The sequence below is a fragment of the Sinorhizobium sp. CCBAU 05631 genome, from assembly GCF_002288505.1.
GTDB lineage: Bacteria > Pseudomonadota > Alphaproteobacteria > Rhizobiales > Rhizobiaceae > Sinorhizobium > Sinorhizobium fredii_C.
On sequence record NZ_CP023064.1, the window covers coordinates 520963 to 543981 of the forward strand.

Below are 23019 nucleotides of genomic sequence, written 5' to 3' on the forward strand. Positions count from 1 at the left end.
ATCTAGTTCAGGGGGTTTCCGTGCATCTGCACGGTCAACTCATCGCGCGCGCGGCTTAGTCGGCTCTTGATCGTTCCGATCGCACAGTCGCAGATATCGGCTGCCTCTTTATAGCTCATGCCAAAACCCGCAACGAGCACCAGCACTTCGCGATGCTCGGGAGAAAGACACCCCAAGGCGGTCCGCAGCTCGCCATTGAGCACCGACCACTCCTGGGAAGGAGCTATTGGGATCGGCAACTCCGCGCAGTTCGTGCTTCCCGGGCCTTCACGCGTGCGAATCTTGTACTGCGTGCGGAACGCATTGCGCATGATCGTGAACAGCCAAGATTTGAGGCTCGTGCCCGGTGCGAACTGATCGATGCTGCGCAGGGCGCGAAGCAGCGTTTCCTGGACGAGATCGTCGGCCTCGAAGGACGCCGACGTAAAAGTCCGCGCAAAGGCCCGCAACGCCGGGATCAGGTCCACGACCTGCTCTTCAATGTGCGGTGAGGGCTGCGACGCGTGACCGGCGGTGGCAGGCATATCAAATATCGCCCTTCTGGACCTGAGTACTTTTTTGGTGACGCGAAGGAAAATGCCTGTCTGCGGTTTTGGTTCCTGGAGAGCCGGACAATTCGCGGCGTTTGGTACGGGAGCAGCGTCGAAATCGCTCATTCGCCGGTGCCAGAATCCGAGTATTTCTGCTTGGCACGATAAAGATGTTCGCCAGGAGGGGCCAAACGGTTTGCGGGAACCAAATGCTGTCGCACTCGGTTAGGTGGGTCCTAGAAAGGAGAAAATCATGAAGAAGTTTGCCTTGATTTGTGCCGCCCTGATCCTCCCGGCATCAGCGATTGCCCAAACGACTGTCGTGCTGCCAGGTGAGGTCAGGACCTATGTCATGGAGCAAAAGACGCCATCCGTGGCCTTTGAGGGGGAGATCGTCGTGGGACAGCCCCTGCCGGAGACGGTGGAGATCCATACCATTCCTGATCAGCCGGACTTTGCCTATGCGATCGTGAACGAAAAGCGGGTGATCATAAATCCCAAGACCCGCGCGGTCGTGGAGGTCGTTCAGTAATAATTCAAATTGCGGCATGGCGGACTTCTTCCATGCCGCACTTCTGGTCTGTGAGGCGACCATGCAGGATATAGAATTTGAGCTGGCAGCCCACCGGGAAATCCTAATTGCCATCCTTTCGGCGCTGGCGCGCCACGAGGATGTTTGGCCGGAGATCAACCGTGTCCTCGACGAGGTCCGGGTTGTCCAGGATCATGAGGAAGATCCCGGAATCGTCCCCTCGGAGGCCTTCGCGAGGCAAAATGCAATGACGGAGGAGATCACCGCCATTCTTCGGGCCGCCAGGATGCGCGCCGCGCTCGATCCGGATTCACCGCGTCGCGGTTAAACAGCAAAGCCAAGAAAATTTGTAGGGAACCGCACTCTCTGTTGGCGCGTTAACCGAAAGTCCGCGCGTTTGCGCGGAGGTCCACGTCAACAGAAGGGATTGAATCGTGCGACAGCGAGTGAAGAAAATGCGTCCGAGGGTCGCCCGGCCGCCGGAAAATCCAAATCACAGCAAGAAGGCGCAACGGAACGCATGGCAACCGCAAGTGGCCGTGCCGCATCAGGTCGACCTGCCGCTCAAGAAATCGCCGGATGAGGAAATCGCGGTGCCGGCCTCCGTCAATGGCAGGAGCCTTGTAGATGGCCGGCCCTGAGGAAAAGGCCCTTATGGATAAGGCGTCGCGCGTCCGCGATGTGATGTCACGCCAGGTCTACACCGTTTCACCGACCGATACGGCGCAGTCCGTCGCCCGGCTGATGAAGGAGACCGGAGTGGGCGCATTGCCGGTCGAAGTTCCGGGGGTGGGTACGATCCTCGGAATCGTCACCGATCGCGACATCCTGATCTCGGTCGTCGCCCAGGGATTGTCGACATCGACGGCCGTGTTCGAGTTCATGACGGTGGCGGCCGAATCCTGCGAGGAAGGAGACAGCATCCTGCTCGCGGCCCAGAAGATGCACGATCTGAGGATTCGGCAGCTCGTCGTCATCGACGAAAAGCGTCACGCCGCCGGCATCATCGCGCTCGCAGACATCATTCGCGTTAACCCGGAACTCGGCGGCCTCGTGCTGGACGGCATGTCCCGCCACGAACCGGAAAGACAGCAGCTTGAAGGAATGACGCCATGCCCGGCCTGACGCAGGACCGCCTGTGGAGCGAAGCGGTGATACTCGAAGGAGAGAACCGCGTGCTTCGGGTTCAGAGCACGCGTGACGCATTGCTTTGCCTAAAGAATCATTGGCCATTGGCGGACGGAGAGGGGACTGCGAGGAGCGAGGCGCTCGCCGCCTGCGATCGGGTGATCGACGGACAGGACGAGCCGGATATTGCTCGCGGCGCCTTCATCAAAGCGGCCGAGGAAGCCCGGTTCACCGTCCATAGCTGGACAGAGTGAGAGCGCCGGATCGGCGACTGCTCATGTCCTGCTGTCGGATCGGTTCTTTCCGGCGGCAGGCGGCTCGTAGCGGCGCGCTATGGCGGCCTGAACTTCGGCCTGGAAGGCGAGCACTTGGCCGCGGATTTCGTCCTCCCTGAGGCCAAGCTGGGAAAGCTCATCCGCAAGCTTGCGGCATTCCATTTTCCAATATTGCAGAGCGGCGATTCCGTGTACCCGGTCAAGTTCCCGGGCGCAACGATCGACGTCCCCGCTACGCGCCTCGAGAGGAAATGCGACAATCCCGCCGGCCTTCAACATGCTCGTCCGCTCGTTCACTTCGGCTTCCATCGAATCACCCTGCACTCGCCTTAGGGGAAGCTCTATCGGCAAGATAGTTAATGATTTCCTCGTCCGGTCCCCGAAGGCAGCCCCTCAGCCGAGGAGGACAGATTATTTCCGCTCGCCGGGAACAAATCGGAGCGGTTCCGGTTTTTCCAATCGGAATGCGCGGAACGGTTCCCTCTCCGCAAGCCCCTTACGGATCCGCGCTTTTCCATAGTGCTGATGCGAATAATGGGCCCCGCCACCCGGCGGGGCTTTTCCGTCACCGAAGCGGGGATCAGTCAGCGCAGCAGCCCCTGTCCGCCGTCGACCCAGACGGGACTGCCGGTGATGTGCCGTGCCTCATCGGAGACGAGGAAGCGGATGAGTTCGGCGACGTCTTCGCTGCGCCCGGGCCTGCCGCCGGTGATCGGAACCTGTCCCTCCGGCCACTCGACCGCGATCGCCGTTTCCTGCTCGTGGCGCAAGCTCGTATTCTCGGCAATGCTGGTGTCGATCTCGCCCGGGCAGACGGCGTTGACCCGGATCTGGTGCCTCGCCAGTTCGAGTGCAAGTTGCTGGACCATGGCGACCTGGGCAGCCTTGGTGGCCGTATAGGCCGTTGCGCCCGGTGTGGTAAAGGTTCGCGTACCGTTGATCGACGAGACGACGACGATGGCGCCACCACCGCTTCGTTTCAGATGGGGGACTGTCGTGTGCAGAGTGAGAAAGGTGCCCCGCAGGTTGACGGCGATCGTTTCGTCCCATTCGAAGGGCTTGAGATCGTCGATTGGCGCCCAGACGCCGTTGATGCCGGCATTCGCGACGACGATGTCGAGCCCGCCGAAGTCGGACACGAGCTTGTCCACCGCCTCGCGCATCGGTGCTTCCTCGGAGACGTCTGCCTCGAGGACCAGCGCCTGTCCGCCCTCGGTGCCGATTTCTCCGGCGACATCCTCAAGCTCGGGCCGTGTGCGCCCGAGCACGCCGACCCTGGTGCCTCTCCTGGCGAGCGCACGTGCCGTGGCCCTGCCGATGCCAGATCCCGCGCCGGTGACGAGCGCGACAGAGGAGACGCCGCCCATGGCTAGTGCTTTTTCGCGCGGTCTGTCGGAATCGTTGAAACCGTCACGGAAACGGGGTCGCTCGCCGGGAAGCTGTCCTCGAGCCCCTCGTCGAGTTGCCGTTCCATCTCGTCGGTATCCTTGTTGTGACGCGCACTGCGGCGCATGTTCGTCTGGTCCGCTTGGCCTTCGCCATTCTCGAGGACATCGGTCGCGGTGTTGGCGAGTTCCATCATCACCTCTTTGGCGCGCTCCACTGCATTCATGCGGTTGAGGCTGCGGGCGGCGTCGTTGCGCAGGGAGACGGAGACGATCTCGCCGCCCTCTCCGACGAACTCAACGGTGAAACCGGCCCTTCCCCCCTGTTCCGGGATAACCTGTGTGCCGACAACGTGCATATGCTCATCCTCCTTGTCGCGGTTCCGAGCCGGGTTGGGATGAAGACCTCATCAACCGGGCAAATTCTGACTCGCGCTTCCTCTGTGCCTGCAGGCAAACGGCCCTGCGTTGTTTTTAGTTCCACCCGGCGAGGGCGCGGACTATCGGATCCCGGCGCGCTTCGGCTTTCGGTCGGCGGCCTTGGTGATCTTCCGATGCAGCGCCTGATCGCCCTCGCTCGCCGCATGCTCCTTCAAGAGTTCGCTAAGACGCTTCAGTTCCCCGTCATCGAGTTTTTCAATTCCGATGAAACGGTTCTCGGCCTCGCTCGTCAGGATGAGCTCATCCAGTTTCGCTTGGAGCGCCGTGCCATCGCGATTCTGCGAATTCTGGAGAACGAAGACCATCAAAAAGGTCACGATCGTCGTCCCGGTGTTGATAATCAGTTGCCATGTCTCGGAGAAATCGAAAAGCGGTCCGGTGAGACCCCAAAGCGCGACCGTTGCAACCGCGACCACAAAGGTGACCGGCCTGCCGGAATATTCCGCGACGGCTGTTGAAAATCTGCTGAAGTTGTTCGCCATCCGAGAGACCGTTCCTTTCATTGCGATAATCACGGAATTGTCCCGGCCGCAGCCGGCCAATCCGGAAGCGGAAATCCGCTTCTCGTCGGCTCGCGGTAAATGCCCGAAACCAAAAAAGAGTTCCCGGAGGTCGATGTCGCCGTCGGAAGCTGGCAACGCCTTGAGGTGCGGATGAAGACGGGTCAGGTCACTCCAGCCGCCGATGTGGATCGCCGGCGAGGTCCACGCCGGCGCGCGCGGCGATCGTCAGGAAGGCTTCGCGGGAAGCGGCGAGGAAAGCGGCGCGAGCTTCCTCCGGTCTTTTGCGATGCTTCAGCGCCGCATTGCAGGTGCGCACCGCGCAGCCGTAATAGGCGCCGTGGCGGACCGGCCACTCGCTTTGCAGACACTTTATTGCGTCGAGCGGCCCAACGACGGTGCGGCACTTGCCGTCCAGCATGTTCAGGCTGACGGGTTTTTCCCAGGGGATCTCGATCATGGCCGCTCCTTTCGCCCCTCCTGCGTGTCGGCGCTCTCGCGAAGGCGGGCTTCGACTACATCAGAATATGCGCCGCTATTGACTGCGAATCGATATGTGCGCTTCCTCCGCCGCCTTGATGAAGGCCTTGCGGGCTTTCTCGGTCGCGATCTTGCCGTCCAGTGCTTGGAGGCAGGTCCGCTTGGCGGCCGCCAGCGCCCGGCCGTGGTTTTGCGGCCAACGCGACGACAGGCATTCGACAGCCTCCCGCGTACTCTTCACGGCCCGATAACCACCCGTTCCGCCGAGCTCCAATTCGACGGTCTTGTCCCACCAGAAACAGTGCATGACGCTTTGCCTCGCCCGCTGGTTTGCCGATGGAAATCAAACTGGTGGAGCCGGTCTTTGGTTCCCTGGCGGCGGCGATGTCGCCGCAACAGCGGCGCGTGTGAAAGCCGCAGGGAACCCGATGGTTGCTGCCTCTTGCGTCTTGACGCCAAGCTCGATGTCGCTAAGTAAAGAAACGCTCCCGCTCTCAGACATCGGATCGCGGGAGGAACATTGGTGCCGGGCCCCTCTGGCGAGAGTTATTACGGCGCTCTCGTGATGTCGGTACCGCCAGCAAATCAGCCGGCGGATAACGCTACCATGAAAACTCCACTCATGCTCCACGCATGTGGCCGTTCGGCCGTGCGTTCTTTTCTATCCAACAACCTTCCGGTTGCAAACGCGACGAAGTCGCGGGCAGGGGAGGGTCGCCAATGACACAGTCTCACTCGCAGTCGGCCGCACTTAACTATTTCAAGTGGGCCTTTCTCACCACGGCCGCCGGTCTGGTTCTCGGCGCCTGGGTCGGTTGGCAATCGACCGGTACGCTCAGCGGCATGCTGACGGTCTTCTTCGTCTGTGCCGTCCTCGCTGTTCTCGAAATCTCTCTCTCTTTCGACAATGCCATCGTCAACGCCAACAAGCTCAAGGACATGACACCCGTCTGGCAGCAGCGGTTCCTCACCTGGGGCATCCTCATCGCTGTCTTCGGCATGCGCATCGTCTTTCCGCTGTTGATCGTGGTGATCGCGGCGAATATCGGGCCGATCGACGCGATCATCCTCGCAGCGGCCCGGCCGGAGGAATATGCCCGCATCATGCATGAGGCGCATCTGCCGATCGCCGCTTTCGGCGGAACGTTCCTGATGATGGTCGGCCTCAACTACTTCTTCGACCATGAGAAGGACGTCCACTGGATCGCCTGGATCGAGCGCAAGATGGCCCGCTTCGCGACCATCAGGGGCATCGAGATCGCCTTCGTGCTCGCCCTCATTCTCGGTTTCTCAACCTTGCTCGAGGGGGAAGAGGCGATCGCCTTCGTGCATGCGGCGGTCTACGGCCTGCTGACATTCCTCGTCGTCGAGATCGTCGGTGGCCTTCTGGATGCCACGGAGCAGACGATGAGCGCCGCCGCCCGCGGCGGCTTCGGTGCCTTCCTCTATCTGGAAGTGCTCGATGCGAGCTTCTCTTTTGACGGCGTCATCGGCGCCTTCGCCCTGACGCAGAACCTGTTCATCATCGCCATCGGCCTCGGCATCGGTGCCATGTATGTCCGCTCGATGACGGTGATGCTGGTCGAAAAGGGAACGCTCAGCGAATATCGCTATCTGGAACACGGCGCTTTCTACGCGATCCTGATCCTCTCCGTGGTGATGTACTTCCAGACCCTCATCCATATCCCCGAGGTCATCACCGGCCTTGGCGGCGCTGGCCTGATCGGCCTTTCGCTCTGGTCGTCGATTCGCCACAACAGACGCCAGGCGCAAGGCGAGGCTTTGGCGGGCGAGCCGGACGGGCGGCTTCGAGCCTAGTTCCGAACGCCACTTTTGAGATGGACGGCCCGGCAATCCCATGCCGGGCCGTTCCGTTTTGGTTGATTGCCTGCAGCGCCGCAGCCATTTTGCGGCAGCAGCGCGCCCCTTCTACAGCACAGGCCGAAAGGTGGAGCAAGCCGGCGCTGCCTCCTCATTTCGGGTCAGCCGGAGCGACGCGGATGTCCTCCGCCATCCATCGAAGTGCCGTGCGCGAAATTTCGCTTCATGCCTTTCTTTGCCGGAAAAGGGTCACAGTTTCGGGCGAAGGCCGAGCACGCCGGGCGCGCTTCCCGGAGGCTTGGTTATCAGGAAACGACGCGGAGGAACGCTGTTGAACGCCAGCCCGAACGATCTTGCGCTGATTGCCGTCATGCGCCGCTATTTCCAATTGAAGGACGAGGCGAGCGCGTTGAAGCAGCGGTTGGAGGCCGCCCGCAGGGATGCCGGCGAAGAAATCACCCGCTTCTACGATCCGCGGCTGAATGCCGCCCATGCCGACGATATTCTCGCCTGGCATCGGCTCCGGAAGGAGCAGGAAGAACTGATGAGTCTTGCCGCGCGATGGGGACGGGGCGGCAGCATCGAAGACTACCCTGTCGAAAGAGAGGCGCCCACGAAAGCCGGGGCGGCGGTGGAAACCGTCCACATGCTCGGCATCCACGCCTTGACGGACTGATGGACTGCTGAGCGACAGTCTCAGACACTCGCGCCCGGTAGGGGGCGCGAGGTCTTCCCTACGCGATAGCCCGAAGCGCTATTGCGGCGTAGCGGGCGCGGGCGTGGTGGGCGCCGGGGTCGTCGGTTCTGGTGTCGCCGGTGCCGGCGTCGTCGGTGCGGGTTCGGGTGCCGGCGCGGGAGCGGGTTCGGGTGCCGCGGGTGCGGGAGCCGGTTCTGTCGGGGCCGGTGCCGGGGGCGTCTCGGCGGTCTGTTCGGTGCCACCCGGCATCAGAAAGATTACCGCGAGGATGACGATCGCGACCACTATGATACCGATGATCACGTTTCTGTTCATTGAAGAATTCCTCCGATACTGGAGACCCATCCTGGGTTGATGGTCTCGACTCGATTATTGGAGCGGCCAGTCTGCTATGCAATCAGAGATCAGTGAACACGGCCCATAATCACCCTTGAACGGGGTGATTCGCAACCCGACTGCCTGTTTTCCCCGACGCGAGAGCCGTTGACGAACGGCTGCATCGGCATTGCTGCCAATTGGCGCGGCTGCATTAGAAAACCGCGAGATACCGCAGCAGCGACAGGACGCCGATGATGATCACGATCACCTGGACGATTTGCTTGGTTCGTCCGTCCAGCGGCAACCGGTTAACGAGGTAGAGCACCAGGATGACGACGAGGAAGGTCACAAGCACACTGATCAGTAAGGACATGTATTTCCGCTCCCGTTGCGTTGCTTACAAATCTTTACCTATGGGAGCCGAAGCGGAAGGAAAGACCTGAGCCGCCAGATTGCAGATGCCGCTTTGCGTGCAAGGGAGTATCGGCGCTCAATTCGCGCGTCTCGATCGGCCGTGGCGCGAAAATTTTCGAGCACGTCGGCGGCAACGGACCAAGCGGCACGGCTGGTGTTGCGTTCCACCTTCGAAGATGTCCAGAAACGCCGGCGAGTTGAGAAAACGTTTTCTCATATTGACATCTGCCGTGCGAAAAGGTTTTCTCACCTTTATATCTAAGGCGGAGGCTGATTTGACGACGCAGCGGGCCAGAGGCGGACGCGTGACCATTCACGATCTGGCGCGGGTGGCCGGGGTCAGTGTCTCGACGGTGTCGAAGGCGCTGAACGACAATGGCCGCATGGCCGCCGAGACGCGGGCGCGGATCAAGCGGATGGCCGCTGAAATAGGCTTCCGGCCGAACGCATTGGCGCGGGGGCTGCTCTCGAGCCGGTCGTTCACCATCGGGCTTCTGACCAACGACACCTATGGCCGCTTCACCCTGCCGGTCATGGCCGGCGTTTCGGAGGCGTTGGTCGATCACGGCGTCTCGGTCTTCCTCTGCGCCATCGAGGACGATCCGGTCCTCGGCAAGGTCCATGTCGACGCCATGCTGGACAAGCAGGTGGACGGCATCATCGCGACAGGCAAGCGGATCGACAGGTCTCTCCCGGTCGATCTCGCTGGCCTGCCGGTGCCCGTTATCTATGCCTTCACCGCCGGAGCGCCGGAAAGTGTCACATTCACGGCCGACGACGCGCAGGGGGCGACGCTCGCCACGGCCTGGCTCAAGAAGCTCGGTCGCCGCAGGCTGGTGCATATCACCGGCCCCGAGGATTTCGTTTCCGTACGCGAGCGCGCCTCCGCCTTCATAAACGAGGCGGGCGAGGCTGGCTCGGTGCGCTATGGCGTCTGGTCGGAGAGTTGGGGGCACCAGGCGATTGCCGATCTGTGGGGTGCCGGCGGCGTGCTGCCGGACGGCATCTTCTGCGGCAACGACCAGATCGCCCGCGGCGTCATCGATGCGCTTCGGGAGCGTGGCGTCCGGGTGCCGGAGGAGGTTTCCGTCATCGGCTTCGACAATTGGGAAATCCTGGCCGAACAGACCCGACCGCCGCTGACGACAATCGACATGAACTTGAAGGAACTCGGCAGGGAGGCCGGGTTGATGGTGCTTGCACTTGCCGAAGGACGCCCGGCCGAGCCGGGCTTGCGCAAGCTGCCCTGCAAGCTGGTCGTCCGGCAATCCTGTGGTGGCGCCCAGACCAACTGAATGAGCGCGCCTGGTTAGGCCTCGCCGGCCGAGTGCGACTGAGCGAGGAGGAGGGGGCCTGCATTGAGGCGACTCCGGTCAAGAGGAGGAATGGAAAGTGTTGAAGAGATTACTTGCCGCAACGACGCTTGCCTACGGGCTGGGGCTCTCCGTTGCTTCCGCCGAAACGATCAGCATGTGGGTGCGCTCTGGCATCGGCGACTCCTTCAAGGAAGTCGTCAAGGCCTATAATGCTGCCGGTGAGGACAAGGTGGAACTCACCGAAGTTCCCTTTTCCGAACTTGTGCAGAAATATGCCACCGCCATCGCCGGCGGCGAGGCGCCGGATGCGCTGTCGCTCGACCTCATCTATACGCCGGCTTTTGCGGCCGCCGGGCAGCTCGAGGACCTCAGCGAATGGGCGAAATCGCTTCCTTATTTCAATTCGCTGTCGCCGTCGCATGTCAAGCTCGGCACCTATGAGAACAAGATCTACGGCCTTCCGCTTTCGGTCGAGACCTCGATCTTCGCCTGGAACAAGGAACTCTACCGCAAAGCAGGCCTCGATCCGGAAAAGGCGCCGAAAACCTGGGAGGAGATCACCGCCAATGCCGAGAAGATCCGGGCGCTGGGCGGCGAGACCTATGGCTTCTACTTCTCCGGAGGCGGCTGCGGCGGCTGCATGATCTTCACCTTTACGCCGCTCGTCTGGGGGGCGGGCGCCGACATCCTCTCGACCGACAGCAAAAAGGCGACACTCGACACGCCTGAAATGCGCAAGGCCGTCGACATTTATCGCAACCTCGTCGCCAAGGACACGGTCCCCGCCGGTTCCGCCAGCGACAACGGCGTCAATTTCCTGACCTTTACGAACGGCAAGATCGGCCAGCAGAGCATCGGTGCCTTCGCCATCGGCACGCTGGTCACCCAGCATCCGGAGATCGACTTCGGCGTCACGCTGATCCCGGGCGTCGACGGCAAGCCGTCTTCCTTTGCCGGCGGCGACAACTTCGTCGTCACCAAGGGCACGCCGAAGCTGGAAGCGGTCAAGAAATTCCTCGAATATACCTATTCGATGGAGGGCCAGAAGATCATGGCGAAATACGGCAGCCTGCCGACCCGCGGCGATATTGCCGGTGAGGTTCTCGAAGGGCTCGATCCGCGCCTCAAGGTCGGCATCGAGGCGATCGCCGTCGCAAAGACGCCCTATACGCTGCAGTTCAACGATCTGATCAACTCATCGAACGGCCCGTGGGCAACCTTCATCAATGCGGCAATCTACGGTGACGACGTCGACGGCGCCTTCTCCAACGCGCAGTCCGAGATGCAGTCGATCATCGACGCGGGCCAGTAACCCGTAGCGCTGGGAGGGCAATTTGCCCTTCCAGCACACGCAAGGGGATCGAAGAAATCACTCATGACGATGTCGGACATCGCATCTTCGTCGCCGCGCCACTGCAGGAGGAAGCGGTCCGGCTGGCGCGGCCTGCTCTACATCGCGCCGGCGATGGCGCTGGTCACCGTGTTCTTTGTCCTGCCGGTGCTCTTCACCGTCTGGATGAGCCTGCACAAATGGCCGCTGCTCGGCACGCCCGCCTGGATCGGTTTCGGCAACTATGTCCGCATGGTGAGCGACGCGCGCTTCATGGCGGCGCTCAGCTTTACGGCGCACTATACGATCATCGTCACCATCGCGATCTTCGCCGTCGCCTTTCCGCTGGCGATGTTCGTCGAGAAGCCGCGGCCGCTGGTTTCCGCCTATCGAACGATCATCTTCCTGCCGGTCGTCGTCGGGCTCGCCTCGGCCTCGCTGCTGTGGGTGTGGCTTGCCAATGTCGACAGCGGCCTCTTCGCCCCGCTCATTCAGCGGCTCGGGTTAACCGGTGGCCGCATCAATCTGCTGGCCGATTTCGATACGGCATTCCTGACCATCATCGTCATGGTCGTCTGGAAGATCGCCGGCTTCACTATGATCATCCTGCTCACCGGGCTGCAGGCGATTCCGGCGGAGCTGACGGAGGCGGCCCGTATCGACGGCGCGAGGCGGTGGCAGCGCTTCCGTTACCTGACGCTGCCGCTGATGCGTCGGACCATGGCGCTGGCGCTGATCCTGTCGGTCACCGGCTCCATCCTCGCCTTCGACCAGTTCTATATCATGACCAGCGGCGGCCCGCAGAACCGCATGATCTCGGTCGTCTACTACATCTTCAACCAGTCCTTCGTGTCCTTCAATCTCGGCTATGGCGCGGCGCTGTCGATCGCGCTCCTCGCCATTCTCGTCACCATCAGCATTTTCCAGCTCTGGCTGCTCAAGGTGGGGGATGAGAGGCCATGAGGACGCGCCGGGAAATCCGCGCCCGCAAGGCGCTGCGCGACCGGGTCGCCTATCACGGGATCGGCATCGGCACGGCGTTCTTCTTCCTGGCTCCTTTCGGCATCGGCTTCCTGGCATCGTTCCGGCCGAACAGCGAATCCGGTCTGCCGCCGCTGCCGCCATGGCCGCTGTCGGGTATCAGCTTCGATGCTTATCGCATCCTCGACGGCTTCGGCTCTGGTGTCTGGCAGCACACGATGAACTCGCTGGTGGTGTCGCTTGGAACGGTGGTCTTGACCGTCGCGATCAGCGTGCTTGCCGGCTATGGCTTCTCCCGCTACCGCTTTCCTTTGAAGAATGCGCTTTTCGTCCTGATCATCGCGACGCTGATGATCCCGTTCCAGTCGATCCTGACGCCGCTTTTCATCATCCTGGCGCGGCTCGGACTCAACAATTCGCTGTTCGGCCTGATGCTCGTCTATGTGACGCTGCAACTGCCGTTCTCGGTCTTCATGATGCGCAACGCCTTCGATGCGGTGCCGAAAGAGATCGAGGAGGCGGCCCGCATCGACGGCGCGCGCGACCTGAAGCTGCTGGTGCGGGTGCTGTTGCCGCTTGTCATGCCCGGCGTCGCGACGGTGTCGATCTTTGCCTTTCTCAATGCCTGGAACGAGTTCTTCGCGGCCCTCGTGCTGCTCTCCAGCAATGACAATTATACGCTACCGGTGCTGATGACGGCCGTCCGCGCCGGTCGCCTCGGAGCGATCAACTGGGGTGCAGTCCAGGCCGGCGTTGCCGTCATGGTGGTGCCGTGTCTCATCGTCTTCCTGCTGTTGCAACGCTACTACATGCGCGGGCTGATGGCCGGCGCGGTCAAATGACGAGAGAAAGGGATATCATGAGCAAGAAGGACCGTCAGTTCAGGCCCGTGGCCGTTCCGGATGTGCAAGTCGGGGGATTTTGGGGCAAGTGGCAGGACGCTGTCTGCAACGCCACGGCCGAGATCCTGCTCGACCGTTGCGTCGAGGCGGGGATGTTGCAGGCGCTCGACGTGAGGCGCCCGGGACCGGGGATCATCATCCCCATCCAGCCGTGGGGCGGAACGACCCAGATGTTCTGGGACAGCGATCTGGCGAAGTCGATCGAAACCATTGCCTATTCGCTCTACCGCAAGCCCAATCCGCACCTGGAGGCCAGAGCCGATGAGATCATCGACATGTATGAGCGGCTGCAGGACAAGGACGGCTATCTGAATTCCTGGTTCCAGCGCGTGCAGCCGGAGCGGCGCTGGACGAACCTGCGCGACCATCACGAGCTCTATTGTGCCGGTCATCTCATCGAAGCGGCGGTCGCCTATTTCCAGGCGACCGGCAAGCGCAAGCTGCTCGACATCATGTGCCGCTTTGCCGACTACATGATCGGCAAATTCGGCCATGGCGAGGGGCAGATCGCCGGCTATTGCGGCCATCAGGAAATCGAGCTTGCGCTTGTTAAGCTGGCGCGCGTCACCGGCGAGAAGAAGTATCTCGAGCTTTCGAAGTTCTTCATCGATGAGCGTGGCCAGGAGCCGCACTTCTTCACGGAGGAGGCGATCCGCGACGGCCGTTCGCCCAAGGACTATATCCAAAAGACCTACGAATACAGCCAGTCCCACGAGCCCGTGCGCCGGCAGAAGAAGGTCGTCGGCCATGCGGTTCGCGCCATGTATATGTATTCAGGCATGGCCGATCTCGCCACGGAGTACAAGGACGACACGCTCACAACAGCACTCGAGACATTGTGGGACGATCTGACGACCAAGCAGATGTATGTCACGGGCGGGATCGGCCCGTCGGCGAAGAACGAAGGCTTCACGGACTATTACGACCTGCCGAACGACACGGCCTATGCCGAGACCTGCGCCTCGGTCGCGCTGGTCTTCTGGGCAAGCCGCATGCTAGGGCGCGGCCCGAACCGGCGCTTCGCCGACATCATGGAACAGGCGCTCTACAACGGCGCGCTGACCGGTCTTTCACTGGACGGCAAGACCTTCTTCTATGACAATCCGCTGGAAAGCACCGGCAAGCATCATCGTTGGAAGTGGCACAATTGCCCCTGCTGCCCGCCCAATATCGCCCGGCTCGTCGCCTCGGTGGGTGCCTATATGTATGGCGTCGCGGCCGACGAGATCGCCGTTCATCTCTATGGGGAAAGTACCGCGCGGCTGGAACTGGGCGGCTCTGGCGTCACGTTGCGGCAAGTCACCAATTATCCCTGGGACGGTAAGGTCTCGACCCGGCTCGAACTCAAGCAGCCGCGGCAATTCGCCTTGTCTTTGCGCATTCCGGAATGGGCGGATGGCGCCAGCCTTTCGGTCAATGGCGGCCGCATCGATCTCGATGCCCTGATGCTGGACGGCTATGCCCGCATCGAGCGAACGTGGACCGATGGCGACGAGGTTTCGCTCGACCTGCCGCTGACCCTTCGGCCGCAATACGCCAATCCGAAAGTTCGGCAGGATGCCGGCCGTGTCGCGCTGATGCGCGGGCCACTGGTCTATTGCGCCGAGGAGATCGACAATGGCGGCAATCTCAGTGCCATCGTCGTGCCGAAGGACCTTCCTGAAACGAAGACGTCGATCATGAAAGACCTCGAAGATGCGATCGCCGTGGAGTTGCCGGTCGAGCGCGAGGACCCGACGGACTGGGGCAAGGCGCTGTATCGCGCCACACCGCCGACCAGGCACGAGGCAAATCTGCGCCTGGTGCCTTACCACCTCTGGGACAACCGCGCGCCCGGCGAAATGCTCGTCTGGCTGCAAGCCGAGAAGCGTGGCGCCTAGATGACCGAACGAGATAGGATCGGTGTGGCACTCAGCGACGTGCGCAAGAGCTTCGGTGCGCTGCAGGTCGTCCATGGCATTGATCTGACGATCAGGGACGGAGACTTCGTCGTCTTCGTCGGCCCGTCGGGTTGCGGGAAATCGACGCTGTTGCGGATGATCGCCGGGCTCGAGGAGGTGACCGACGGGGAAATCGCCATCAAGGGTCGCGACGTGACGGATCTCGATCCGTCCGAGCGCGGCATTGCCATGGTCTTTCAGTCCTATGCGCTTTATCCGCATATGAGTGTGCGAGACAATCTCGCATTCGGACTGAAGATGGCCCGTACCGAGCGTACCGAAATAGAGCGGCGCGTCGGGCAAGCGGCCGGGATCCTCAAGATCGACCATCTGCTCGACCGGCGGCCGGGACAATTGTCGGGCGGCCAGCGCCAGCGCGTGGCGATCGGCCGGGCGATCGTGCGTAAGCCGGACGTCTTCCTGTTCGACGAGCCGCTCTCTAATCTCGATGCCGAGCTGCGCGTCTCGATGCGTGTGGAGATCGCGCGGCTGCACCGCGAACTCGGCAACACGATGATCTATGTGACGCATGATCAGACCGAGGCGATGACGCTTGCCGATCAGATCGTCATCCTGCGGGACGGCAGGATCGAGCAGACGGGGGCGCCGCGCGATGTCTACGAGAATCCCCTCAACACCTTCGTCGCCGGCTTCATCGGCTCGCCGCGCATGAACCTGCTCGACGCGGAATGGCGAGGCCCGGGAAAGATGCGGCTCGCCGGCTGCGAGATGGACGCGCGCCTGGATGGACTTCGACCCGGCGATAGGATCGTCTTCGGCATGCGGCCCGAACATATTAGGATCGTCGCCAGCGGACCGGATGCCGTGCAGGCGACCGTGGAATTCACCGAATATCTTGGTGGCACGCGCTATGTCTATTGCAGGCTCGGCGACGGACAGAATGTCGTTGTGGAGTTGCGGGAGAGCGACGACATTCCGTCGGGATCGACAGTATGGCTGACAGCGCCGCGCGAGCGCAGGCGGTATTTCGATGCGAGCGGCGCGCGGATTGCCTGAACCTGGCGCGCCGGACGGAAGCCGCAGACCTCCCGTCAAAACTGCGCAAGGTCGCGATAGCGGATTGGAATGCCCGCCGCCTCATGGCATTTCGCAAGGCTTTCCAGCCAGCAGGCCAGGTCTTCCGGGATTTCGGCCTGTCCGCTTTCCATCGCCTCGATCCAGGCGAGCTGGCATTGGAGTGCGGATGTCAGGTCGATCGTCGTCCATCGCAAACTGGCGAGACATTCGGCAAAACGTTTAGGCGTCATCGGTAGGTTCTTCGTTCGGATGCTGGCGCGTCCAGTTGCGCCGCTCCTTTTATCGACAGCTCTGCCGTAATTCGGCGTTCCCATGGTAACAGGCTGTTGTCGGGCGGCTCTTCTGCGGCTCGACAGGCTGGTAGCCGCGTTGCGTCAGAGCCGGCCCTGCCTTTGCCGCCTGCCCTCAGCGCTTTCCGCCTCGCATCGTTTGCGAAGGCAGGACGCCGAAGCGCTTCTTGTAGTCGGCTGCGAAGCGGCCAAGATGGGTGAAGCCCCATTTCAAGGCGATATCGGCGACGCTATGGGTCTCATGGGTGTTGATGAGATCCTGGTGGGCGGCGGTCAGCCGCATTTCGTGCAGATAGGCCATGGGGGTGGTCATGCGGAACTGCCGGAATCCCTGCTGCAGCGTGCGGACGCTGACCTTCGCCGCCGCGGCGATATCCGCCATGGTAATCGGCTCCGCGATATGGGCATGCATGAAATCGATCGCCCATTTCACATGCCTCGGCGCCGGCAGCGGCGCCGTACTGGCAAGCTGGTCCGAGTAGCGATGCGGAACGGCTTCCAGTATGAGATGGGTCACCGCATCGCCGAGCGACGCGAGAGCCAGCGGCGATTGCCGCAAAGGGGCATCGCCCCGCAGCCCCTCGCAGGTGGTTTCGACAAGTTGTGCCAAAGCCAGCCCCGGCCCGGCGCTGAGATCCATATGCGGGTAGAACTCGATATTGCCGCTGATGGTCCGCTCCAGAATGCTGATCAGGTGATTGGCAATCTTGCCCTGGTCGATGAACAAGGTGAGGTGCCGGCGCGGGCCATATAGCCGAACGCCTTCACTGCGCGCTCCATCGACGATCGTTCCCTGTCCCGGCCGCGACCAGATTTCCCTGCCGCCGGGCTCGAACAGGGCAGCTCCTCGTGTCGGCAGGAAGATCAGCAGCTTGTCGCTCGGCGCCTGCCGCCTGCATTCCATTTCGCCTTCATAGGCGCAGCTGCCGAAGGATATAACCCCGGTGGAATAGAACTCGCAGTCAAACGAAAGTGCTTCACCACTCAGCCTGTTGACTTTGATTAGAGAAGCAGGCGTGGACAGAACGGCTGCAAGTTCATCCGGATCGACGCCGCGAAATGACGTGGCTGCAATAGAGATCCTGTCCACTTCGCTGTTACCTTCCCCAAGCGGAGGCGGGTCTGGCCACAGGGCAAAGCGGAAATAGAGGCCGCCGGCTGCAGCTGCCGGCGCCACCTGTTTTCCGCTTCCCGGGGTGTGCGAAGCTATCCCGCCATCCCATTCTCGCGAATGAAGAATCGCACGGCGCTATTCGTCCTTCCGGACGGACTAAAGCTCCACAAAAATATCGCGCGGCCAAGACATCTCGGCGTCATACGGACAGAAGTTGCGCGCTATGGATATTGCGTTTCATGAGGTCGGCAAGGCGATCTACCTGCGATCGAACTTGCTCTGCGCCACGTGCTTGCCGCGTCGATTCGGCGCCGAAGGTCGGGTGATTTCTGCCTGACTGCAACAACACTCTACCCTTGGCCTTATCGCAGGACGGCAGAAGCGATGTCGCCTCATTCGCGCTTGTCGGAGCCGCGATCGTCCGCGCTCGTCACACGTGGTTCCTGTGAGGGGTGATCCGGAAACAGGTCGTTGATCTTGTAGGCGACCTCGGTCCTGTTGGCCGCCTTGATCTTCTTCATGATGTTGCGGACGTGGACCTTGACCGTGCTTTCCCGCAGGTTGAGCTCGTAGGCGATGACCTTGTTTGCCTTCCCACGCCGCAGGGCCTCCACCACCTCCGCCTGGCGGTCGGTGAACAGACCGGCCAACGGTCGCTCGGCGGCGCCCTCCGTTTCGAACAGGTGGCGCATCGCGAACACGCTGCTTGCGGGAACGAAGATGCCGCCAGCCAGGGAAAGCGAGATAGCCTCGATGCAGACATCGACGCTTACCGAGGAAGGAATATAGCCTTTTGCGCCACATCTCAGCGCTTTTACGATCTGGGTCAGGTCGTCCCTGTCGGACAGGACGATCACCGGAACCGGGGCGACCTCTGATGCGAGTGCCGTGATGTCCTGTTCGATAGCCGGATCATCAATCTTCTTGTCGGCGATGTTCAAGAGGATGGCCGACGGCGGCGCAGTTTCCTCGCGTTGCCGTCTCCATTCGGCGGAGGACTCGAATGTGAGGATGGGCTTGCCGGGATGGTCGGCGGCGATGTTTCGTGCAAGGCTGTCGCGCCAGAGCACCCGCCCGTCGATGACCACAAGGTGCCGCTCTTGCGGCAGCCGCGCTTCCGTTTCCGTCTCGTGCGGTGTTTCACCGGCGTCGTCGGGAGCAGCGTTGGCCTGGGCCTCCCCGCGGTCGATCGGGCCGGAAGAGCTTACGGCCGGTTCCCCTCCGCCGCTCGTCAAACTTTCGTTGGGGTCGAGGGAGCTGTTTTCTGGGCTATTGCGAAACGCGCTTACTTCGTTAACCACATTTTCCTCGAAACAATACTAATTACTATAAGAATCTGAGGATTCTGAAAAAGTGCGAGATAATATCAAAAATATATCGGCAATATCGTTATCGTAGTCTCTGTCATTTGTTCGCGTCTGAACAGTGCAGAAAAATGTGTACACTTGAAGCATATGGCGAGGAAAGAACATACGCCTTTTGGCGCAGCTTTCTCTATCCTCAAACCCTTCTTTTAATTGACCTAGTTCGCGTTCCAAATGCCGTGGCGATCGGTGCATGAGCAACCGCAGCTGCTAGAGAAAGGCACTTCCGGACTTATTCCGTTGCGAGATCGATTTGAGGTCAATCCTTGGGGTCCGTCGAGCGATACATCACTGGTCTTGGACGACATCCCAGGACTTCGCGAGTGTTGCCAATTCCTCAGCAAATATATCGGTGCAGGACGGAACGGAACAATGGGGATCAACGTCTGCGATCTCACTTAGCTTCGACGCTTGCTGGCGCCCTCGTCATGCGGCTGCGCCCTAGCGCGCGCAGAGGGCTCTCAAGGCTTCACTAGATGGATGCTGTCGCGGTACTGCTCTCGTTCATTTGGATGAAGCAGGGCAGGCAAAGCTTCGCCGACCAGTAAACTTTCAATGGATAGGTCACACTTTTTGCTTCGTCGCTACTGGGTGCGCCCTCAGCTAGAGTTCGCGTAAGCGACGTGAATTGCGCAGGTTCGATCGACCAGCAGTTGCCGATCGATGGAGCGGGTGAGGGGTATGGCGTTACGGAACGTGGCTGATCAGGGTAGAGTTGGAGCCTCAGGCTTTGCGGAGGGTAAACGGCGGGCAGAGCCCCGCCGCGTCATTCTGATCGTATCGAGCGTCGGAAGCGTTTCGGAGCGGCTAATCGAGGCGATGGAACGCGAATTTCCATGGGTGCTCGTCGACCAGGTCGACGACGTCGATGCCGCATGCCGGTCCTTCCTGTATCCAGTCGCCTTGATTCTTGTCGACATCGGCCTGATGAGGGCACTCGAGGGAGCCGCTACCCGGCTCTTGCACCTGCACCCTCAAGCCCTCACGGCGGTCATTGAACCGCATAGACAGGGCCAGAATACGTCCTTCGCCGATCTTCTGAGGTCGCCCCTCGTCCGGGGCATGCTGCCCATGAACGTCAGACTTGACGTATGGCTGTCGGTGATCCGGCTGATGCTCTGCGGCGGCGCCTATTTTCCGCCGGAACTGATCTTCCAGGCCAGCAAAGGCGCTCACCACTTGCCGTCCGACAATGGGATCGCCACGAACGCGCACAGCGAGGTCGAGGGAGTTGCCGACCTGACCGCCCGCGAACTGCAGATTCTCGAGATGGTTTCCCGCGGGCTGCAGAACAAGCTCATCGCGGCTGAAATCCGCCTGTCGGAACATACTGTGAAAATCCACCTGCACAATATCATCACCAAGCTGGGCGCTCACAACCGGACCGAGGCGGCGGCTCGTTATCGCAGCTTTCAGGACCGGAAGTCATCGGCGCTGAAGGAGTTCCGCTCCACGACCTGAGCGCCTCCGGCAGGGCTGGGTGCCGGAAAGCCGGTCCGCTGCGGTCGCATCATCGGCCGCTTGCCGCTTCCAATTGCGCCGTGAATACTGCGAAAGGCGGATGGGGGAGACCGGTGAGCCGTCTAAGGCGGTAGCCATCCCCTCTTTTTCTGCAATTGTCAAATGCGATCAGGCGTCACCTAATCCGATGCTTCGCCTTACTGCATGTCTCCTTAAAGACATGCAGCGTCTGATAAGACGGCGCTGTAGGGGGCGGAGCCTGGGCTTGTGGCGCTGCTCATTCGGGAAAGGAGAAAGCTTGTCATCCGCTCGGAAAGTACCCGACCCCGTCAGCCGCCACCGGGCGGAAGGAGACGGGCAACAGAGCCGCAGGTCATTATCGCCCATATGTGGGCGACGGCGCGGCCTTCTAGCGGGCTCTCTTCCTTTTTCGGTGATGCTCTACTAGACTATTGTGTATTACGTGTTTATTTTTGATGATGCAGTGTCGAGTTTAAGTTTTTCTCCTGAAGAGCGACGCCGATAGTATTAGTTCGAAAGTGGTATTTTGAGTATTTCCAGAAACTTTTACGGGTCAGGACCTTCGGGGTTGTGGCGTTTGTATCTATAGAGATCTTTTTTAAGGGGATTTTGCAATGGCTACCTTGATTTCGAGATTTGAGAAAATGCCGGCGTTTGCGCAGGAGACTCTCGGTGCAAACAGCCTCGCCCAGCTTGCGAGAGATGGGGAAATGCAGCAGGCGGAGGGGGTCGACAAACGCTGCCTGCTTCTGCTCGACAGCCGCGCTTTGGATCGTGAATGCTTGGCGAGGACCTTAACCACCCATGGGCTCGGCATGGAAGTCGGTGCCTTCGGTTCCATCGATGAATGGAGGGCGAAGCAGAGCAAATGCCCGCCGATCGGGGCCGTTCTCCTCAATATCGGCGCGCGCAAGGTTGCCGACGTCGCCGCCGAAATCGCCAAACTCGCCTCCGAGTTCCGGCCGGTGCCGATCGTCGTCCTCTCCGATATCGACGACCTCTCCCAGATCCTGCGGGTGCTCGAATGCGGCGCACGGGGATATATCCCTACCTCCGTTGGCGTGGAGGTCTGCATCGAAGCGATCGGATTGGCGATAGCGGGCGGAATCTTCCTGCCGGCGAGCAGCGTCCTCGCGGTCCGGCATTTGATCGAAAACCAAAGGCCGGAGGCGCCGCCGCTGGCCGGCATGTTCACGCTTCGGCAAGCGGAGGTCGTCCAGGCGCTTCGCAAGGGCAAGGCGAACAAGATTATCGCCTATGAGCTCAACCTTCGCGAAAGTACCGTGAAGGTCCATATCCGCAACATCATGAAGAAGCTGAAGGCGACGAACCGGACCGAGGTGGCATACAAGCTGAATGATCTCTTTACCGGCGAGGCGGGCTATCATTGATCGTCCCGACCTGTACAGGGGGATCGGCTCGCACGAGCCGGTCCATGCCTGTTGCGTTATGCCCGTGGAGCGGTGACGTTGCCGCATGTTTCCCTGAGCCGTCGCGGATTCGACGGTAGAAAAATGCAGTAACTGGAAGCGCCGCTCGCCTAAACACAGTACGTGACGGTGGCGTATTGGGCGGCGTCTGGCGGCTGCGTTTTTCTGTCTCATCAGCAGTCGGTCGTGGCGCCCGTGCGGCGCCGCCGCGCATTTTTCAATCGCCCGAATCCAAGTGAAGGGGCCGACCCCTTAGCGATTCCGAAGGCGGGCACCCGTAGCATTTGCGATATTCGGTCGCGAAGCGACCCATATGCCTGAAGCCCCATTTGCGGGCGATTTCCGCCACTGAAACCCTTTGGCCGGCTTTCAAGAGATCCCGATGGACCGCTTGCAGGCGAAGCTGGGCGAGGTAGCTGATCGGCGTCGTGCCCTTGAAGCGCTTGAAGCCCTCCTGCAGGGACCGAACGCCGATGCCGGCCGCCTCCGCGATCTCGGTCATCGACATCGGCCTGTCGTGATTGGCGTGCATGAAATCGACTGCACGCTTGACGTGCCTCGGTGACGGCAGCCACTCGCCCTGATTCAAGGCGGTGGAGAACCGATGCGGCACCGTATCGACAAGCAGGTTGACGATGCTTCCTGAGAGATGGGAAAGCGTTTCGGGCATATCACGCATCCCGCCGTCCGCGCCGAGGCAGGTGGCCATGATCTGCGACAGCCTGAAGATGATCTGGCCCGCCCCGGCTGCGAGGTCGAGTTGGGGGGTGAAGTCGAGCGAGCCGTAGACCGGCCGTTCGAGGGAGCCACGGAGGCGCTGGAAAATATCTTCCTGGTCTATGACGAAGGAAAGGTGGCTGCGGCTTCCCTCGATCTGCAGTTCCGACAGTCTGTTGCCGTCGAGGATCGCAGCTTCGCCCGGCTTGGAAATCAGATTCTCGCTCCGTCCTATCTTCACGCAGGCGGAGCCGTGCAGGGGAAGCAATATCAGCAGCTTAGGCACCTCGTCCTTCTGTCCGATGCTAAGAGTGCCCCGCGAAATCACGCGGCTGAAGGCGACCCGTCCGGCGGCGGCGAACTCATAGCTGTAGGAGAGGTCCGTTTTCAGCGGCCTTTGCACCCGGACAGGCCCGATGCAGCGCGTCAGAACTTCGGCTCTTCGGCGTTGCTGCCCAGATATGAGAGTTTCATTCCCTGCCTTTGCCCTTGCATCGTCAGTTTCCCGATGAGAAATCAAGACATCTCGACCCGGCGCATCCTCCCGTTGCGCCCGGCCGCGTTTCTAATGCATGTCGCCCAAAACTGTGCAGC

Annotated in this window: 26 protein-coding genes; 14 read left to right on the forward strand and 12 right to left on the reverse strand. The window is 61.1% G+C overall.

Annotated features, from left to right (window positions below; genetic code table 11):
* Positions 1-2: 2 nt before the first annotated feature.
* Entirely contained in the window at positions 3-524 is a 522-nt protein-coding gene (locus tag SS05631_RS22010; protein ID WP_037419302.1) for a sigma-70 family RNA polymerase sigma factor, read from the reverse strand.
* 259 nt (positions 525-783) lie between these two features.
* Between SS05631_RS22010 and SS05631_RS22015 the strand changes: the two genes are divergently transcribed.
* The 4 genes from SS05631_RS22015 to SS05631_RS22035 all read left to right on the forward strand — a co-directional run bounded on the left by SS05631_RS22015 (position 784) and on the right by SS05631_RS22035 (position 2444).
* Positions 784-1062 carry a DUF1236 domain-containing protein gene (locus SS05631_RS22015; RefSeq protein WP_037419305.1) on the forward strand — a complete coding sequence of 93 codons (279 nt, stop codon included), beginning with the start codon at positions 784-786 and terminating at the stop codon, positions 1060-1062.
* 61 nt (positions 1063-1123) lie between these two features.
* A complete protein-coding gene (locus tag SS05631_RS22020; RefSeq protein WP_037419500.1) occupies positions 1124-1390 on the forward strand; it encodes a hypothetical protein in 267 nt (88 codons plus the stop codon).
* 299 nt (positions 1391-1689) lie between these two features.
* Positions 1690-2187, forward strand: a complete 498-nt coding sequence (locus SS05631_RS22030) for a CBS domain-containing protein (protein ID WP_037419310.1) — start codon at positions 1690-1692, stop codon at positions 2185-2187.
* The gene (locus SS05631_RS22035; RefSeq protein ID WP_037419312.1) at positions 2175-2444 is read left to right on the forward strand and encodes a DUF982 domain-containing protein; all 270 of its coding nucleotides are present in this window, start codon (positions 2175-2177) and stop codon (positions 2442-2444) included. Before SS05631_RS22030 ends, SS05631_RS22035 begins: the two co-directional genes overlap by 13 nt.
* A gap of 21 nt (positions 2445-2465) precedes the next feature.
* On the opposite strand, the gene SS05631_RS22040 is transcribed toward SS05631_RS22035, so the two are convergent.
* The 6 genes from SS05631_RS22040 to SS05631_RS22065 all read right to left on the reverse strand — a co-directional run bounded on the left by SS05631_RS22040 (position 2466) and on the right by SS05631_RS22065 (position 5578).
* Positions 2466-2774: a DUF6074 family protein gene (locus SS05631_RS22040; RefSeq protein WP_037419315.1), complete on the reverse strand. Its 309-nt coding sequence runs from the start codon at positions 2772-2774 to the stop codon at positions 2466-2468.
* A 275-nt stretch (positions 2775-3049) separates the two neighbouring features.
* Positions 3050-3832: an SDR family NAD(P)-dependent oxidoreductase gene (locus SS05631_RS22045; RefSeq protein WP_037419318.1), complete on the reverse strand. Its 783-nt coding sequence runs from the start codon at positions 3830-3832 to the stop codon at positions 3050-3052.
* Between the two features lie 2 nt (positions 3833-3834).
* Complete coding sequence (locus tag SS05631_RS22050; protein WP_037419321.1) at positions 3835-4209, reverse strand: hypothetical protein; 375 nt, start codon at positions 4207-4209, stop codon at positions 3835-3837.
* Positions 4210-4350: 141 nt separating this feature from the next.
* On the reverse strand, positions 4351-4773 hold the full coding sequence (locus SS05631_RS22055) for a low affinity iron permease family protein (RefSeq protein ID WP_037419503.1): 423 nt from the start codon (positions 4771-4773) through the stop codon (positions 4351-4353).
* Between the two features lie 187 nt (positions 4774-4960).
* On the reverse strand, positions 4961-5251 hold the full coding sequence (locus tag SS05631_RS22060; RefSeq protein ID WP_037419324.1) for a DUF982 domain-containing protein: 291 nt from the start codon (positions 5249-5251) through the stop codon (positions 4961-4963).
* Positions 5252-5326: 75 nt separating this feature from the next.
* Positions 5327-5578, reverse strand: a complete 252-nt coding sequence (locus SS05631_RS22065) for a DUF982 domain-containing protein (RefSeq protein WP_037419326.1) — start codon at positions 5576-5578, stop codon at positions 5327-5329.
* A gap of 413 nt (positions 5579-5991) precedes the next feature.
* Here SS05631_RS22065 and SS05631_RS22070 point away from each other — a divergent pair, with 413 nt between their 5' ends.
* Both SS05631_RS22070 and SS05631_RS22075 read left to right on the forward strand, forming a co-directional pair.
* Positions 5992-7089 (forward strand): DUF475 domain-containing protein, encoded by a 1098-nt coding sequence (locus SS05631_RS22070; RefSeq protein WP_037419328.1) that lies wholly within the window; start codon positions 5992-5994, stop codon positions 7087-7089.
* Positions 7090-7423: 334 nt separating this feature from the next.
* Complete coding sequence (locus tag SS05631_RS22075) at positions 7424-7768, forward strand: hypothetical protein (protein ID WP_037419330.1); 345 nt, start codon at positions 7424-7426, stop codon at positions 7766-7768.
* Between the two features lie 550 nt (positions 7769-8318).
* Here the strand turns inward: SS05631_RS22075 and SS05631_RS22085 are convergent.
* Positions 8319-8480, reverse strand: a complete 162-nt coding sequence (locus SS05631_RS22085) for a Thivi_2564 family membrane protein (RefSeq protein WP_018237148.1) — start codon at positions 8478-8480, stop codon at positions 8319-8321.
* Between the two features lie 316 nt (positions 8481-8796).
* On the opposite strand from SS05631_RS22085, the gene SS05631_RS22090 reads away from it, so the two are divergent.
* From SS05631_RS22090 to ugpC, 6 genes are all read left to right on the forward strand, one after another.
* On the forward strand, positions 8797-9816 hold the full coding sequence (locus SS05631_RS22090; RefSeq protein WP_037419336.1) for a LacI family DNA-binding transcriptional regulator: 1020 nt from the start codon (positions 8797-8799) through the stop codon (positions 9814-9816).
* A 97-nt stretch (positions 9817-9913) separates the two neighbouring features.
* A complete protein-coding gene (locus SS05631_RS22095; RefSeq protein WP_037419339.1) occupies positions 9914-11149 on the forward strand; it encodes a sugar ABC transporter substrate-binding protein in 1236 nt (411 codons plus the stop codon).
* A gap of 63 nt (positions 11150-11212) precedes the next feature.
* Positions 11213-12130, forward strand: a complete 918-nt coding sequence (locus SS05631_RS22100; protein WP_050988256.1) for a sugar ABC transporter permease — start codon at positions 11213-11215, stop codon at positions 12128-12130.
* Positions 12127-12990, forward strand: coding sequence for a carbohydrate ABC transporter permease (locus SS05631_RS22105; RefSeq protein ID WP_037419342.1), 864 nt, complete (start codon positions 12127-12129; stop codon positions 12988-12990). Before SS05631_RS22100 ends, SS05631_RS22105 begins: the two co-directional genes overlap by 4 nt.
* Before the next feature lie 17 nt (positions 12991-13007).
* Positions 13008-14930, forward strand: a complete 1923-nt coding sequence (locus SS05631_RS22110) for a glycoside hydrolase family 127 protein (protein ID WP_083854049.1) — start codon at positions 13008-13010, stop codon at positions 14928-14930.
* Positions 14931-16007 carry a sn-glycerol-3-phosphate ABC transporter ATP-binding protein UgpC gene (gene ugpC / locus SS05631_RS22115; RefSeq protein ID WP_037419349.1) on the forward strand — a complete coding sequence of 359 codons (1077 nt, stop codon included), beginning with the start codon at positions 14931-14933 and terminating at the stop codon, positions 16005-16007. It abuts the gene before it with no gap.
* A gap of 35 nt (positions 16008-16042) precedes the next feature.
* Here ugpC and SS05631_RS22120 read toward each other — a convergent pair whose 3' ends face one another.
* The 3 genes from SS05631_RS22120 to SS05631_RS22130 all read right to left on the reverse strand — a co-directional run bounded on the left by SS05631_RS22120 (position 16043) and on the right by SS05631_RS22130 (position 18541).
* Positions 16043-16258, reverse strand: a complete 216-nt coding sequence (locus tag SS05631_RS22120; protein ID WP_037419352.1) for a hypothetical protein — start codon at positions 16256-16258, stop codon at positions 16043-16045.
* A 175-nt stretch (positions 16259-16433) separates the two neighbouring features.
* Positions 16434-17408, reverse strand: coding sequence for an AraC family transcriptional regulator (locus SS05631_RS22125; protein WP_037419509.1), 975 nt, complete (start codon positions 17406-17408; stop codon positions 16434-16436).
* 416 nt (positions 17409-17824) lie between these two features.
* On the reverse strand, positions 17825-18541 hold the full coding sequence (locus SS05631_RS22130) for a response regulator transcription factor (protein WP_244412169.1): 717 nt from the start codon (positions 18539-18541) through the stop codon (positions 17825-17827).
* Between the two features lie 936 nt (positions 18542-19477).
* Between SS05631_RS22130 and SS05631_RS22135 the strand changes: the two genes are divergently transcribed.
* Both SS05631_RS22135 and SS05631_RS22140 read left to right on the forward strand, forming a co-directional pair.
* Entirely contained in the window at positions 19478-20257 is a 780-nt protein-coding gene (locus SS05631_RS22135; protein WP_037419356.1) for a response regulator transcription factor, read from the forward strand.
* Between the two features lie 635 nt (positions 20258-20892).
* Positions 20893-21669: a response regulator transcription factor gene (locus SS05631_RS22140; protein ID WP_037419359.1), complete on the forward strand. Its 777-nt coding sequence runs from the start codon at positions 20893-20895 to the stop codon at positions 21667-21669.
* 256 nt (positions 21670-21925) lie between these two features.
* On the opposite strand, the gene SS05631_RS22145 is transcribed toward SS05631_RS22140, so the two are convergent.
* Positions 21926-22828 carry an AraC family transcriptional regulator gene (locus tag SS05631_RS22145; RefSeq protein ID WP_245369173.1) on the reverse strand — a complete coding sequence of 301 codons (903 nt, stop codon included), beginning with the start codon at positions 22826-22828 and terminating at the stop codon, positions 21926-21928.
* Between the last annotated feature and the right edge of the window lie 191 nt (positions 22829-23019).

What these genes read in the sequence shown, in the direction of transcription:
- SS05631_RS22085 (WP_018237148.1), bottom strand. Translation starts at nt 8,480, where the DNA reads ATGTCCTTACTGATCAGTGTGCTTGTGACCTTCCTCGTCGTCATCCTG.
- SS05631_RS22110 (WP_083854049.1), top strand. Translation starts at nt 13,008, where the DNA reads ATGAGCAAGAAGGACCGTCAGTTCAGGCCCGTGGCCGTTCCGGATGTG.
- SS05631_RS22120 (WP_037419352.1), bottom strand. Translation starts at nt 16,258, where the DNA reads ATGACGCCTAAACGTTTTGCCGAATGTCTCGCCAGTTTGCGATGGACG.
- ugpC (WP_037419349.1), top strand. Translation starts at nt 14,931, where the DNA reads ATGACCGAACGAGATAGGATCGGTGTGGCACTCAGCGACGTGCGCAAG.
- SS05631_RS22055 (WP_037419503.1), bottom strand. Translation starts at nt 4,773, where the DNA reads ATGGCGAACAACTTCAGCAGATTTTCAACAGCCGTCGCGGAATATTCC.
- SS05631_RS22040 (WP_037419315.1), bottom strand. Translation starts at nt 2,774, where the DNA reads ATGGAAGCCGAAGTGAACGAGCGGACGAGCATGTTGAAGGCCGGCGGG.
- SS05631_RS22135 (WP_037419356.1), top strand. Translation starts at nt 19,478, where the DNA reads ATGGCGTTACGGAACGTGGCTGATCAGGGTAGAGTTGGAGCCTCAGGC.
- SS05631_RS22065 (WP_037419326.1), bottom strand. Translation starts at nt 5,578, where the DNA reads ATGCACTGTTTCTGGTGGGACAAGACCGTCGAATTGGAGCTCGGCGGA.
- SS05631_RS22050 (WP_037419321.1), bottom strand. Translation starts at nt 4,209, where the DNA reads ATGCACGTTGTCGGCACACAGGTTATCCCGGAACAGGGGGGAAGGGCC.
- SS05631_RS22020 (WP_037419500.1), top strand. Translation starts at nt 1,124, where the DNA reads ATGCAGGATATAGAATTTGAGCTGGCAGCCCACCGGGAAATCCTAATT.
- SS05631_RS22030 (WP_037419310.1), top strand. Translation starts at nt 1,690, where the DNA reads ATGGCCGGCCCTGAGGAAAAGGCCCTTATGGATAAGGCGTCGCGCGTC.
- SS05631_RS22105 (WP_037419342.1), top strand. Translation starts at nt 12,127, where the DNA reads ATGAGGACGCGCCGGGAAATCCGCGCCCGCAAGGCGCTGCGCGACCGG.
- SS05631_RS22060 (WP_037419324.1), bottom strand. Translation starts at nt 5,251, where the DNA reads ATGATCGAGATCCCCTGGGAAAAACCCGTCAGCCTGAACATGCTGGAC.
- SS05631_RS22070 (WP_037419328.1), top strand. Translation starts at nt 5,992, where the DNA reads ATGACACAGTCTCACTCGCAGTCGGCCGCACTTAACTATTTCAAGTGG.
- SS05631_RS22015 (WP_037419305.1), top strand. Translation starts at nt 784, where the DNA reads ATGAAGAAGTTTGCCTTGATTTGTGCCGCCCTGATCCTCCCGGCATCA.
- SS05631_RS22045 (WP_037419318.1), bottom strand. Translation starts at nt 3,832, where the DNA reads ATGGGCGGCGTCTCCTCTGTCGCGCTCGTCACCGGCGCGGGATCTGGC.
- SS05631_RS22035 (WP_037419312.1), top strand. Translation starts at nt 2,175, where the DNA reads ATGCCCGGCCTGACGCAGGACCGCCTGTGGAGCGAAGCGGTGATACTC.
- SS05631_RS22140 (WP_037419359.1), top strand. Translation starts at nt 20,893, where the DNA reads ATGGCTACCTTGATTTCGAGATTTGAGAAAATGCCGGCGTTTGCGCAG.
- SS05631_RS22010 (WP_037419302.1), bottom strand. Translation starts at nt 524, where the DNA reads ATGCCTGCCACCGCCGGTCACGCGTCGCAGCCCTCACCGCACATTGAA.
- SS05631_RS22100 (WP_050988256.1), top strand. Translation starts at nt 11,213, where the DNA reads ATGACGATGTCGGACATCGCATCTTCGTCGCCGCGCCACTGCAGGAGG.